16 protein-coding genes are annotated in these 12,240 nt (G+C 71.7%); 9 read left to right on the top strand and 7 right to left on the bottom strand.

Going from position 1 to position 12,240, the window contains the following annotated elements:
- The first annotated feature begins 28 nt into the window (after window positions 1-28).
- Window positions 29-718 (top strand): thymidylate kinase, encoded by a 690-nt coding sequence (locus AB0C25_RS16005; protein ID WP_357373710.1) that lies wholly within the window; start codon window positions 29-31, stop codon window positions 716-718.
- On the opposite strand, the gene AB0C25_RS16000 is transcribed toward AB0C25_RS16005, so the two are convergent.
- Window positions 703-1,395 (bottom strand): SDR family NAD(P)-dependent oxidoreductase, encoded by a 693-nt coding sequence (locus AB0C25_RS16000; protein ID WP_357373708.1) that lies wholly within the window; start codon window positions 1,393-1,395, stop codon window positions 703-705. The two genes, AB0C25_RS16005 and AB0C25_RS16000, sit on opposite strands and share 16 nt — an antisense overlap.
- A 153-nt stretch (window positions 1,396-1,548) precedes the next feature.
- Between AB0C25_RS16000 and AB0C25_RS15995 the strand changes: the two genes are divergently transcribed.
- The 4 genes from AB0C25_RS15995 to AB0C25_RS15980 all read left to right on the top strand — a co-directional run bounded on the left by AB0C25_RS15995 (window position 1,549) and on the right by AB0C25_RS15980 (window position 5,950).
- Window positions 1,549-2,565, top strand: a complete 1,017-nt coding sequence (locus tag AB0C25_RS15995; RefSeq protein ID WP_357373706.1) for an NAD-dependent epimerase/dehydratase family protein — start codon at window positions 1,549-1,551, stop codon at window positions 2,563-2,565.
- Window positions 2,566-2,640: 75 nt separating this feature from the next.
- A complete protein-coding gene (locus AB0C25_RS15990; RefSeq protein ID WP_357254739.1) occupies window positions 2,641-3,555 on the top strand; it encodes a MurR/RpiR family transcriptional regulator in 915 nt (304 codons plus the stop codon).
- Complete coding sequence (gene murQ, locus AB0C25_RS15985; RefSeq protein WP_357373704.1) at window positions 3,552-4,508, top strand: N-acetylmuramic acid 6-phosphate etherase; 957 nt, start codon at window positions 3,552-3,554, stop codon at window positions 4,506-4,508. The genes AB0C25_RS15990 and murQ overlap by 4 nt, the downstream gene beginning before the upstream one ends.
- A gap of 452 nt (window positions 4,509-4,960) precedes the next feature.
- Complete coding sequence (locus tag AB0C25_RS15980; protein ID WP_357254735.1) at window positions 4,961-5,950, top strand: sigma-70 family RNA polymerase sigma factor; 990 nt, start codon at window positions 4,961-4,963, stop codon at window positions 5,948-5,950.
- Between the two features lie 72 nt (window positions 5,951-6,022).
- Here the strand turns inward: AB0C25_RS15980 and AB0C25_RS15975 are convergent, their stop codons facing one another.
- Entirely contained in the window at window positions 6,023-7,000 is a 978-nt protein-coding gene (locus tag AB0C25_RS15975) for an NlpC/P60 family protein (protein ID WP_357373702.1), read from the bottom strand.
- A 526-nt stretch (window positions 7,001-7,526) separates the two neighbouring features.
- Here AB0C25_RS15975 and AB0C25_RS15970 point away from each other — a divergent pair.
- On the top strand, window positions 7,527-8,009 hold the full coding sequence (locus tag AB0C25_RS15970) for a DUF6232 family protein (protein WP_357373700.1): 483 nt from the start codon (window positions 7,527-7,529) through the stop codon (window positions 8,007-8,009).
- A gap of 39 nt (window positions 8,010-8,048) precedes the next feature.
- On the opposite strand, the gene AB0C25_RS15965 is transcribed toward AB0C25_RS15970, so the two are convergent.
- On the bottom strand, window positions 8,049-8,378 hold the full coding sequence (locus AB0C25_RS15965) for a DUF3817 domain-containing protein (RefSeq protein ID WP_357254729.1): 330 nt from the start codon (window positions 8,376-8,378) through the stop codon (window positions 8,049-8,051).
- A gap of 25 nt (window positions 8,379-8,403) precedes the next feature.
- A complete protein-coding gene (locus AB0C25_RS15960; RefSeq protein ID WP_357373699.1) occupies window positions 8,404-8,826 on the bottom strand; it encodes a hypothetical protein in 423 nt (140 codons plus the stop codon).
- Window positions 8,827-8,957: 131 nt separating this feature from the next.
- Between AB0C25_RS15960 and AB0C25_RS15955 the strand changes: the two genes are divergently transcribed.
- From AB0C25_RS15955 to AB0C25_RS15945, 3 genes are read left to right on the top strand one after another with little or no spacing between them, the layout of a single operon-like run.
- Window positions 8,958-9,293 carry a DUF6158 family protein gene (locus AB0C25_RS15955; protein ID WP_357373697.1) on the top strand — a complete coding sequence of 112 codons (336 nt, stop codon included), beginning with the start codon at window positions 8,958-8,960 and terminating at the stop codon, window positions 9,291-9,293.
- On the top strand, window positions 9,293-9,625 hold the full coding sequence (locus AB0C25_RS15950; protein WP_357373695.1) for a hypothetical protein: 333 nt from the start codon (window positions 9,293-9,295) through the stop codon (window positions 9,623-9,625). Before AB0C25_RS15955 ends, AB0C25_RS15950 begins: the two co-directional genes overlap by 1 nt.
- A gap of 54 nt (window positions 9,626-9,679) precedes the next feature.
- On the top strand, window positions 9,680-10,222 hold the full coding sequence (locus tag AB0C25_RS15945) for a DUF1360 domain-containing protein (RefSeq protein ID WP_357373693.1): 543 nt from the start codon (window positions 9,680-9,682) through the stop codon (window positions 10,220-10,222).
- Window positions 10,223-10,280: 58 nt separating this feature from the next.
- Here AB0C25_RS15945 and AB0C25_RS15940 read toward each other — a convergent pair whose 3' ends face one another.
- The 3 genes from AB0C25_RS15940 to AB0C25_RS15930 all read right to left on the bottom strand — a co-directional run bounded on the left by AB0C25_RS15940 (window position 10,281) and on the right by AB0C25_RS15930 (window position 12,159).
- On the bottom strand, window positions 10,281-10,475 hold the full coding sequence (locus AB0C25_RS15940) for a hypothetical protein (protein WP_357254720.1): 195 nt from the start codon (window positions 10,473-10,475) through the stop codon (window positions 10,281-10,283).
- Window positions 10,476-10,550: 75 nt separating this feature from the next.
- On the bottom strand, window positions 10,551-10,775 hold the full coding sequence (locus tag AB0C25_RS15935) for a hypothetical protein (RefSeq protein WP_357254719.1): 225 nt from the start codon (window positions 10,773-10,775) through the stop codon (window positions 10,551-10,553).
- A gap of 289 nt (window positions 10,776-11,064) precedes the next feature.
- Complete coding sequence (locus AB0C25_RS15930; RefSeq protein ID WP_357373691.1) at window positions 11,065-12,159, bottom strand: 3-deoxy-7-phosphoheptulonate synthase; 1,095 nt, start codon at window positions 12,157-12,159, stop codon at window positions 11,065-11,067.
- Window positions 12,160-12,240 lie beyond the last annotated feature (81 nt).

The following is a 12,240-nucleotide window of genomic DNA, read 5'->3' as shown; positions in this document are numbered from 1 at the left end:
GATGCGCGGGTCGGATAATCTGTGGAGGGTGGCCAGATCATCGGGGATGCGACGCGACGGGGCCCGGTTGCGCACCGTCGCCCTGATCGGCATCGACGGCTCGGGCAAGACCACCCAGGCGCACCGGTTGGCCGACGCACTGACGGCCGCCGGGCGCCCCGCCACCTACCGACGCAATGCCAGCGGGCGCCGTTGGCTCGGCCGGCTCGCCCATCGGCTCGGACGGCCGGACGCCCAGCGGCTCGTCGGGCGCGACGGCGTACTGGCGGTGGAGTCCGTGCTGCGCTGGCTCGCCATCGCCGTGGCCCTGGTCACCTGCCTGCTCACCGGCCGGACGGCGGTGATGGACCGCTACTCGGCCTGCCAGTACGCGAGCATCCGCGCGCATGGGGGGCACCGCTGGGAGCGGCTGGCCCGCGCCGGCTACCGGCTGTTCCCGACCCCGCAGGTGACCTTCCTGCTCGCGGTCGACCCGGCGGAGGCGTACCGGCGCATCGAGGAGCGCGGCACCGACCACGAGACGATGGGCTGGCTCACCGCGGCGGACACCGCCTACCGGGCCCTGCCCGAGTACCCGAGCTTCGTCCTGGTGGACGCGGGCCGCCCGGCCCAGGAGGTGACCGAGCAGATCCAGGCGCACCTGGAGACCTGGCTGCCGACGTCTGCGGGGCCGGCGGAGGGGGATGGCGACCCGTTGGTGGCTCAGGCCCGCCCGTAGACCGGCACGGTGGCGCCGCTGGTCGGCGCGGAGTCGGCCGACGCGAGGAACCGGATCACCGACGCGATCTCGGCCGGGGCCACCCAGCGGGAGTGGTCGGCATCGGGCTGGGCGGCCCGGTTGGCCGGGGTGTCGATGACGCTTGGCAGCACGGTGTTGCAGCGCACGTTGTGGGACCGGTACTCCACCGCGACCGCGTTGGCGAGGGCGAGCACCGCCGCCTTGGCCGTCACGTAGCCGGCGGCGCCAGGAAACGGCGTGATCGCCGCGCGCGCCGCGACGCAGACCACCGCGCCGCCGCCGGCCGCCACCAGGTGGGGCAACGCGGCCTGGGTGACCAGGTAGGTGGGCCGCAGGTTGACGGTGAGCATCCGCTCGAAGTCCGCCACCGGCGTCTCGTGCACCAGGCCGCCACTGGCGTACCCGCCGGCCAGGTTGACCACCGCCCGCAGCGGCGCGGCCGGCGCGTCGGCAGCGGCCTGGACCGCCCGCGCGGCCCCCTCCGGTTCGGTCAGGTCCGCGACCAGCCGGACCAGTTGGTCCGCCGCCGGCTCCGACCCGGGCCGGGCGGTCCGCTCCGGTACGACCACCCGCCAACCCGCCTCGACAAAGGCGCCCACCACCGCCCCGCCCAGCCCACCAGAACCCCCGGTAACCAAAACACTGCGAGCAACCATGGCACCCACGCTAACCCCCACCCCACCCCTCTTCGGTTGATCATGGGGTTATAGCTGCGACACGCCGGGGTGAGTGGCAATAACTTCATGATCGCGGTCTGCCGTGGGCAGAGTGGGTCGTTCCGGCGGACCTTGGGGGCGCAGGATCGGCGGATGCGGATCCTCATTCTCGGTGGCACTCGATTCCTCGGCCGGGCGACGGCCCGGCTCGCCGTCCAGCACGGGCACGAGGTGACGTGTGCGGCCCGGGGGGTGTCCGGCACCGTACCGGCCGGGGTCCGTTTCGTGCCCGTGGACCGGGACGACCCCGGGGCGCTGGCGCCGCTCGCCGACGCGGGTTTCGACGCCGTGGTCGACGTGACCCGCCAGATCAGTCACGCCCGGTACGCGCTGGCCGCGCTTGCCGATCGGGTCGGCCACTGGTCCTTCGTGTCGACGATCTCGGTGTACGCGGACAACACCACCCCGGGTCAGACCGCGTCGGACGCGCCGGTGCTGGCACCGGCCCCGCCGGAGGTGGACGGCCCGGTCGGCCCGGACCACCGCTGGTACGGCGAGTGCAAGGTGAGCATCGAGCGGCTGGTCCGGGAGCGGATGGGTGTGGACCGCTCGTTCATCTGCCGGGCGGGGCTGATCGTCGGCGCGGAGGACCCGAGCGACCGCTTTCCGTACTGGGTGCGGCGGCTGTCGACAGGTGGAGAGGTGCTCGCGCCCGGTCGGCCGACCGACCGGGTGCAGTTCGTGGACGTCGCCGATCTGGCGGGCTGGCTGCTGCACGCCGCCGGCACCGGCCTCGCCGGCACGTACGACGGCACCGGGCCGGCGATGTCCCGCGCCGACCTGCTGCACGGGGTGGCCGCCGGGCTGGGCGTCGCCGACCCGGTCCTCACCTGGGTGGACCAGGAGTTCCTGCTCGCCCACGACGTCCGCGAGTGGTCGGGGGAGCGGGCTCTGCCACTCTGGGTGCGGCTGCCGGAGACCGGTGGTCTGATGGACCGGGACTCCGCACCGGCTCTGGGTGCCGGGCTGGCGATCCGTCCACTGTCGGACACTGTTCGGGCGACCGCCAACTGGATGGCAGCGGACCCCGCGGCCGTCCGGCAGGGGGGACTGGACCCGGCGGATGAGGCGGCGGTGCTGCGGGAGTGGCAGGCTGTGCGGGACCGGTGATTCAGCCGTCGGCTGTTTCCCTCGTACCGGCCAGTCATGGTTGACGCTCACGCCAGGTGAAAGTAAGTTTCATCCGTGGCGAAAAGTCCGAAGATTTCTGCGAGTCAGGAGCCCGGTGGGCTGATCGTCCACATCAGTGGGCTGCTGCCGTCGCTGTCGCCCGCCGAGCAGCGGGTTGCCCGGCTGGTCGTCTCCGACCCGGCCGCCGCGGCCCGGCGGACCATCACCGACCTCGCCACCGCGGCGGAGACCTCGGAGGCGACGGTCATCCGGTTCTGCCGTTCGGTCGGCATGGACGGTTACCCCCAACTGCGGATCCGGCTCGCCGCCGAGGCCGCCCGCCGGATCGAGCCACCGGACGCCCGGGTGGTCGGCGGCGACATCCCGCCCGGTGCCGACCTCGCCCAGATCATCGCCACCATCGCGTTCAACGACGCCCGCGCGGTCGAGGAGACTGCCGAGCAGCTCGACCCCGCCGTCTGTGAGCAGGTGGTCGAGGCGATCAACAGCGCCGGTCGGATCGACATCTACGGCGCCGGCGCCAGCGGGTTCGTCGCATCGGACTTCCAGCAGAAGCTGCACCGCATCGGCCGGATCGCCTTCTACTTCCCGGACGTGCACACCGCGCTGACCTCGGCCGCGCTCCTCGGCCGGGGCGACGTGGCGATCGGCATCTCGCACAGCGGCACGACCTCCGACGTGATCGAGGTGCTGGAGCAGGCCCGTACGCGAGGTGCCGTCACCGTGGCGCTCACCAACTTCCCGCGCTCGCCGATCACCGACGTGGCGGACTTCGTGTTGACCACGGCGGCCCGGGAGACCACCTACCGCTCCGGCGCGACGGCCAGCCGGCTGGCCCAGCTCACGGTTGTCGACTGCCTCTTCGTCGGGGTGGCGGCCCGCAACCGGGCTCGGGCACGCAAGGCCCTGGAGTCGACCGCCGAGGCGGTCCAGTCGCACCGGGTGGGTGCCAACCGGAGGCGGCCGTGACGGCCGGTGCGGTGGAACCGGACGCAGACCTGCCAGCAGCGCACGCCCGCCCGACAGTCCGGGTGGGCGCACCCACCGAACGGCGTAACCCGCTGAGCGTCGACCTCGACCTGATGTCGACCCGGGACGTGCTCACCGTGATCAACGAGGCGGACCGGCGGGTGCCGGCGGCGGTCGCCGGGGTGCTCGACGAGATCGCCACCACCGTCGACCTGGCGGTCGAGGCGCTACGCGGCGGCCACCGGGTGCACTACTTCGGTGCCGGCACCTCCGGTCGGCTCGGCGTCCTCGACGCGGCCGAACTGGCCCCCACCTTCAACTCGCCCCGGCACTGGTTCTGTGCCCACCTCGCCGGTGGTCCGGACGCCATGTGGCGGGCCGTGGAGGACGCCGAGGACGACGACCGGGCCGGCGCGGTCGAGGCGGCCAGTTGTGTGCGCATCGGTGACCTGGTGGTGGGTCTGGCGGCGAGCGGACGCACCCCGTACGTGCTCGGGGCGCTCGCCGCGGCCCGTGCCAAGGGCGCCTCGACGGTGTTGCTCTGCGCCAATCCGGAGGCGGAGGCCGCCCGGTCGGTGGACGTGTTCATCGGGGTGGACACCGGACCCGAGGTGGTCACCGGGTCGACCCGGATGAAGGCGGGCACGGCGCAGAAGTTGGTGCTCAACACGTTCTCGACCGCCGTCATGGTGCGCCTGGGTCGGGTCTACTCGAACCTCATGATCGATATGGTGGCCACCAACGCGAAGCTCCGGGGACGAATGATCTCGATTCTGGTCGAGGCCACCGGCTGCTCGGAGGAGGTTTGCCGGCAGGCGCTCGCCGAGGCCGACGGTGACCTGAAGACGGCGCTTGTCTCCCTGGTCTCCGGTGCCGAGGTGGACGCCGCGCGGGCCGCGCTGGCCCGCTCCGCCGACCAGGTACGCGGGGCCCTCGCACTGCTCGCCCCGTAGGGCGTGTGTCAAAGCCTTGCCGGACCGCCGCCTGGACTCCGCCTCGGCTCGACCGAGGACTTTGACACCCGCCCTGGCCGTACGCGCCCGGGAAGCGAACGGGCCCTCGGATTGTTCACTTGGCCGGGGGGTAATAACACCCCCGAGGATGAACCGACCGGTCCTTCGACGCGTATCTGGCAGTGACCAGGATCGCAGCGTGGTGGTGACCCGGGTCGCTGTGCCCCCACGGCGGGCGGTGTTGCCATGGTGTGTAACCCGTGCGTGGTGCCCAGCGGCGAGCCATCCGACGGGATGCTGACAGCAAACGTGGACCGTGCTCTCAGCTACTACTCAGGCATTCGTGACACTTTCGACTCACCACACGGAATCCCCGGCACTTCTCATCTGTTGTGTAGGTGTCAGCACCGATGGGCACAGCAGAAGTTACCAGGGGTTGACGGACGTGGGGAATGGCTAGGAACCGGGCAACCGGCGCGAGCGAGGGGACCGTGGGCAACGTGGACAAGAACATCGGCATGCGCACCGATCAGGTGGCCGAGGAGCGCGACCTGGTCGGCGTCTACCTGCACGAGATCTCCCGGACGCCACTGCTGGACGCCGCCCGGGAGGTCGACCTCTCCAAGGCGATCGAGGCCGGCCTCTACGCCGAGCACCTGCTCGGTGAGGAAGCCGTCCCCGCCGGTGTGGACCGGGCCGACCTGGAGTGGCTGGTCGTCGAGGGGGAGCGGGCGAAGGATCTCTTCATCCGCGCCAACCTCCGACTGGTCGTGTCGATCGCCCGCCGTTACGTGCGGTCGGGCATGCCCATGCTGGACCTGATCCAGGAGGGCAACACCGGCCTGGTCCGGGCGGTCGAGAAGTTCGACTACGAGCGTGGCTACAAGTTCTCCACCTACGCCACCTGGTGGATCCGTCAGGCGATCAGCCGGGCGATCGCTCAGCAGGAGCGCACCGTCCGTCTGCCGGTGCACCTCGTGGAGGACGTCAACCGGATGCGCAACGTGGCCCGGCAGTTGACCCGTGAGCTGGGCTCCGACCCGGAGCCGGAGCAGATCGCGGCCTCCCTCGGCGTCACCGTCGAGCGGGTCAACGAGCTGCGCCGCTGGTCGCAGGACACCGTCTCGCTGGACACCCCGGTCGGCGACGACGGCGACACCAGCCTCGGCGACCTGGTCGCCGACAGCGACGCGCCGTCGCCGGAGGACATCGTCCTCAGCGGCCTGGAGCGGCAGCGCATCGAAGGGCTGCTCAACCACCTCGACGACCGGTCCGCCGGCATCATGCGGGCCCGTTACGGGCTGGAGGACGGCCGGGAGCACTCGCTCACCGAGGTCGCGTCCCGGTTCTCGCTGTCCCGCGAGCGGATCCGGCAGTTGGAGATCCAGGCCCTCGGCCGGCTGCGTGAGCTGGCCCGGGCGGAGGGGCTGCAGGCAGCCTGAGCTTGGCGGTAACAACGGCGAACGGCCGGCGTCCGATAGGGGGACGCCGGCCGTTCGCCGTTGCCGGGTCCGCTAGCGGACCCGGCCGTAGCCCTGAATGGACATCATGTTCATGCCCCGTTTGAGCACGTTCCGGCCGGCGCTTGGCGCGTCGATCACCTGGCCGTCGCCCACGTAGAGGGCGACGTGCCCGAGCCCGCTGTAGAAGACCAGGTCGCCTGGGCGTAGGTCGCCCCGCCCGATGTGGGCGACGGCACTCCACTGCATCCGCGTGTTGTGTGGCAGGGACTTCCCGGCCGCCCGCCAGGCCGCCGAGGTCAGCCCGGAACAGTCGTAGCCGTTCGGTCCGTCGGCTGCCCAGACGTAGGGTTTGCCGACCGCGCCGAACGCGTACCGCACCGCGGCGCCGGCGTCACCGGCCACCGCGGGCACGTTCTTGGCCTCGGCCGCCGCCGCCTTCGGCGCGGGTCGCTCGGTGGCCGCCCCGTACGCCTGCCGACGCAGCTCGTACAGCTTGGCCAGGTCCTGCTCGATCTGCTTCTTGCCCGTCGAGAGCTGACGGGCCCGCGCTGCCTGCCGGGTCAGGGTGACGTCCAGGCTGGCCTTCTCGTCCAGCAGTCGCCGCTGGTCGGCAGTGAAGCCGGAGATGCGCTCCTGCCGCTGGCGGGTCAACTGGTCCAGCGTGCCGAGCCGGTCCAGCAACGCGGCGGACCCGCCGGGACGCAGCAGGGCGTCCGCGGTCCGCAGGCCGCCGCTCTTGTACGCCGTGGAGGCAAGCTCCGCCACGTCGGCCCTGCTCTGCTCGACCTGCTGCTCCAGCGGGCCGATGCGGGTCTGTAATCGGGCCACCGTGGCCTCGTTGGTCTTGATCTCCTCACGCAGCTTGTTGTACGACTCCACGACCCGTTCCAACTCGGCCGAGGACGTCTCGATCCGGCGGGTCAGGTCGGCGGGGGACGGCTCGGCGTGCGCCACCGCCGTCGGGGCGATCAGCGCGGCCGACATGCCGGCCAGCGCCACGGTACGCAGCAGGTTTCTCAGGGATGACAAGAGCGGAAGGCCCCTCTCCCACGGCCGCCGGGGCTGCTGACGCCCTCGGCGACACCGGCCGGGGCCATCCGGGCGGACGGCACTGAGCCGGACCGGCGCACCCAACCTAACCCGGGACGGATGTCGCTCGCAGTTGAAGCAGGGGCGAAAGTTGGGCGAGTGGCGGCTCATGTTCCTGCGCGGCGTGGAGCTGCTGAGACCTACGGGAGCGTGAAAAGGCCTGTTCGCCACCGGCTGACGGATATGCGACTTTCGTCGTTCCGGGCGTATCCCGTCGGATCGCTGGTCGCCATACCCGACAAAAACTGAAATGGATGCTGTTTCCCGGTGATGTCCCTCGCGGGGGTGGCTGTCGACAACCGGCAAATGCCCAGGTCGGCTGGCGACGCACCAACACAATGGGGGCCGACGCCGGGAATCCCGTCGGCAGACAGCCGCAGCCGTCACCGCCGGTCACCTCGGTCAACCCGTCCCCACGGGAGGAACCGTGAATCGTGAAGGCGCACGTGTGCGACCGCCGCGATCGGTGCCAGGCGGCCGTTCGACCCTGCTCTACGCGCGGCCCGGCATCATCGTCACCGCCGACCGGTTCACCGTCGGCCGAACCAGTTACCGGGTCGCCGACCTGACCCATCTGCGTACCATCCGGGGTCCGCACGACCGGATCGCCGTCCGGGCCGTCGTCATCACCGCCGGCATGCTCGGCGGCGTCGGGCTGCTGCTCGGCTTCACCGGCGGGCTGCACCGCCTGACCGCCGGTGCGTACCTCATCCTCGGTGCGGTGTTCCTGCTGCCGGCCGCGCTGGCCCTGGTCGGCGACCGCTGGCGCCCACCACCGCACGAACTGTGGGGATGGTACGGGGGAGCGGAGATGCTGCTCTTCAGCGCCGACGACGAGCGGCAGTTCGGCCAGGTCACCCGGGCGCTGCTGCGCGCACGGGAAATGAACCGACTCGGCGGCTGGGTCGACCCGCTCGCCTCGGCCGAGCCGTGGCGGCCCACCCGTTGAGCCGACGAACGCCGAGCGCCCGTCGGCCCCGTCGGCCGCTCAGCGGGCGACCGGCTCCGGGGTACGGGTCTCCTGCGGTGCGGCCACCCAGGCGCTGACCCGGCGCTCGGCGTAGAAGGAGACGAACGGCACGGTGCCGGCCAACATCACCAGCAGCATCCGCTTCAGCGGCCAGTCGGCCCGACGGCTCAGGTCGAACGCCGCCACCAGGTAGATCATGTAGAGGAACCCGTGGGCGGGCCCCACCGTCTCCACCACGACCGCGTTGTCGAACACGTACTTCAGCGGCATGCCGATCACGACCAGCAGGATCAGCACGACACCCACGATCCAGGCGATCGCGCGGTAACGGGTAAGGGCAGCGCCCACCTTCGTCCGTCCTTCCGAGCCCGGCTCAGCCGGGATAGTCACCGGGTCGGGCGCCCGGATTGGCGCTCAACCATGACAGGTAGTGGTTGTAGGCGGCCAGGTCCGTGTCCTCGACGGCGTCGTCGCCGGACGGCCCACGGGACACCCGCACCGGTCGGCGTACCACCGGTCGGGACCCCGTGGTGACCGTCGGCGCGGGCTCGGTGGCCGGCTCCGCCGAAGGCGCGTCGGTGTCGGTCGCCCGCCGACGGGCCAACTTCACCTCACGCCACCAGACGTAGACCACGAAGCCGGCGAAGATCGGCCACTCGACCGCGTACCCCCAGCTCAGGCTGTTGCCGGCGCTGGCCCGGCTGATCTGCCACCAGCCCAGCCCGAGGAAGCCCACGACCAGCACGACCATGGCCACGTGACGTGCGATCCACGCCGGGGTCCAGAGCCGCCTCATGGCACCGAGAGTACCGGGGGCGCCGCCGGTCTCCGACACGGTGTCGTAGTCGTCGCGTGGCCGGGAGGGTTTGGCGACACCACGCCTGGGCAATCGTCTAGACGCCAGCCCAAACGAGATCAAGGGGGGCGATGATGACCGGATCGGTACGTGAGGACGGCTTTGCGTCCAGCGGCAGCACGGACATGAGCCCGGAGCAGCGGGTGCCCGAGTGGGGTGGCGATCACCTCGCCGACCCGGCGGGCGCTCTCGACGGCGACCTGCCCGGCGTCGACCCGACGGAGCTGAGCGACGAGGATCTGATCCGCGAGATGCACAGCCTGCACCGCACCCGCCTGGACACCCTGCGGCACGCGGCGGACTCCGCGCTCGCCAACCACCTGCGGCGCACCGCGGAGCTGGAGACCGAATACCTGGCGCGTCACCCAGGCCGGGAGGTCGACCCCAACCGTCTGCGGGACTCCTGATGGCGGCGCGCGCCGTGCGCGGGATGTCCGCGCCACCCGAGGTGGTCTTCAATACCGCCACCGACCCCAACCGCGCCTCCGCCTGGCTGCCGGAACCGCTGCGCGGCGGCGGTAACCCCACCGCGGAGATCAGCGGCGCGGAGTTGCGCGCCCGGTGGGGTGGCGACGCCGACTGGTCCGCCGAGATCCGGGTGGAGTCGGCCGACTCCGGTGGCGCCCGGATCCAGCTCGATCTGGCCGACGGTTCGGACGGTTCCGGTCCGGACCAGTTGGCCGACGAGGCGCTCACCAACCTGGCACGCGAGGTCGCCGACAACCTCCAGGCCGGCTGAGGCGGCCACGCGGGACGCCGCTCCCGCACCACCACGAGATAGTGAGGAGACCGGGTGAGCGACACTGGCCTGCGACAGAAGGCGGCGCGGCTGCGCCGGGCGTACGCGCCGCACGAACACCGGCCGCTCGGCGGCTACCTGGTGGCCATGGGTGCCTACGCCGGGGTGACCGGGGCACTCGCCGGCCTGGTCAAGGCGACCGGCCGGCCGGTACCGGAGCGACCCGCCCCGTCCGACGTGGTGTTGCTCTCCATCGCCACGCACAAGCTGAGCCGGCTGCTGTCCAAGGACGCGGTGACCAGCCCCCTGCGGGCGCCGTTCACCCAGTATGACCGTCCGATCGGCAGCGGCGAGGTGATGGAGCAGGTCCGCGACTCGGGCAGCCCGACCCGGCATGCCATCGGCGAGCTGCTCAGCTGCCCGTTCTGCCTGGCGGTCTGGGTGGCCACCGGGTTGACCGGTGGCCTGGTGCTCGCACCCCGGCTGACCCGGCTGGTGGCCACCGCGCTGACGGCGGTCGCCGCGTCGGACTTCCTTCAGATGGCGTACGCGACGGCACAGCAGGCCGCCGAGGGTGGGCACCACGACGACGACTGACCGAGTGCACGCACAAAGGGGGGCCGACGGACGCCGGCCCCCCTTTGTCGTACCTGTCTCAGCGCTCCATACCGGACCAGCCGTGCGGCGACTCCGGCTCGCGTTCGTCCTCGTCGGCACCGGTGACGATGTCCCGGTCCACGGCGGTGCGGTCGTGTTCGTTGGCGAAGTCCGGCTCGGGCGTGGTGTCCCTGCCCTTCGGCGGTTGACCCAGCGCCGGCACCTTCTCGTCGTGGTCCTCGTGGTGCGTCATGTCGGTGTCCCTTCTGCGGTGGCCCCAGCGGTGGAACCGCCCAGGTCGGTGAGCCGATGAAATCGCCCAGGTCGCTCAGCCGATGGAACCGCCCAGCAGGTCGCTGGCCTCGTCCACCGAGTACTCGCCCTCGGGCAGCGCGTCGATACGCGCGAGCAGATCCGGCGGAAGCTCGGCGGCCACCGCCTGGCGGTAGATCTCCGCCTGGGTGACCCGCTCCTGCGCCCGGTAGACGTCGTTCAGCAGGTCATCGAGGGCCCGGGTGTCCGGCTCGTCGGGCACGAATGCGTCGTCGGTCACCTCGATCAGCTACCCGGGGCGGAATCGGTCAAACGTCACGCCGGTGGCTCGGCCCACGTCCCCTGGTCGGCCCCCAGGGCACACAGACAGCGCCGCCCCCGGCCGGGTGGGCCGGGGGCGGCGCTGGTGTCGGTGTGCAGGTCGCCTCTCGGCGAGTGGCACTACGCGGCTCCAGCCGGACGGTATTCCGCGAAGGCTATTTAGGTGAGGCCCGGGGACACATGACACACCGACACCTCGGTCAACGAGCCGACCCTCACCCGTGTTCCGCGAGCCGCAGTGTCGGCGGTCACACCGTCGCCGGCAGGGTGGCCCGGCGGGCCTGTACCGCGGAGGCCAGGTGGTCGAGCACCTCGACGGTGTCGTCCCAACCGAGGCAGGCGTCGGTGACCGACCGGCCGTACTCGAGCGTCCGGGTCGGGTCGAGGTCCTGCCGGCCGGGCAGCAGGAACGACTCCAGCATCACGCCGGTGATCCCGCGCTGGCCGGCGGCCAACTGGGCGGCGACGTCGAAGGCGACCCGAGGCTGGTTGCGGTGATCCTTGCCGCTGTTGGCGTGACTGGCGTCGATCACCAGCCGCTCCGGCAGTTCCGCGGCGCGGAGCAGGTCGAGCGCCCCGGCGACCGAGTCCGCGTCGTAGTTGGGTCGCCCGCCCCCACCGCGCAGCACCAGATGACCATCGGTGTTGCCCCGGGTGTGCATGATCGCCGGAGTACCGGAGAAGTCGATGCCGGGGAACACGTGCGGCACGCCGGCGGCCCGGATCGCGTCCACAGCGGTGCCGATGCTGCCGTCCGGGCGGTTCTTCATGCCGATCGGCATGGACAGACCCGAGGCGAGTTGGCGGTGCACCTGACTCTCCACGGTGCGGGCGCCGATCGCGCCCCAGCCCACCGTGTCCGCGATGTACTGCGGCGTGATCGGGTCGAGGAACTCGCAGCCCACCGGCAGACCGACCCGCAGTACGTCGAGCAGCAGCGCTCGGGCCAGCCGTAGGCCGGTGTTGACGTCGCCGCTGCCGTCCAGGCCCGGGTCGTTGATCAGGCCCTTCCAACCGACTGTGGAGCGCGGCTTCTCGAAGTAGACCCGCATGACGATCAGCAGGTCGTCGGCGAGCCGGTCGGCTGCCGCGCGCAGACGCCCCGCGTACTCGAGGGCGGCGGCCGGGTCGTGCACCGAGCAGGGGCCGACCACCACCAGCAGGCGGTCGTCCTCGCGATCCAGCACGCGACCCACCGCGCGGCGACCGGTCAGCACGGCCGACGCGAGCGAGGCGTCCAGGGGCAACTCGTGGTGCAGCAGGGCGGGTGTGGTCAGCGGCACGACACGGTCGATCCGCTGATCGCTGACCCGATCGGTCTCCGGGGTCGTCACGGTGGGCATCCTTCCGCCGACCGTGCCCGGGGCCGGTGCCCGAGCCGAGCCGGCTGCTCGTACGCAAAAGGGCAGGAACGACAGCTCCTG

The sequence above is a fragment of the Micromonospora sp. NPDC048839 genome (assembly GCF_040649915.1).
In the GTDB taxonomy this organism is placed as follows: Bacteria; Actinomycetota; Actinomycetes; order Mycobacteriales; family Micromonosporaceae; genus Micromonospora.
This window is presented reverse-complemented; position numbering and strand designations above follow the sequence as displayed.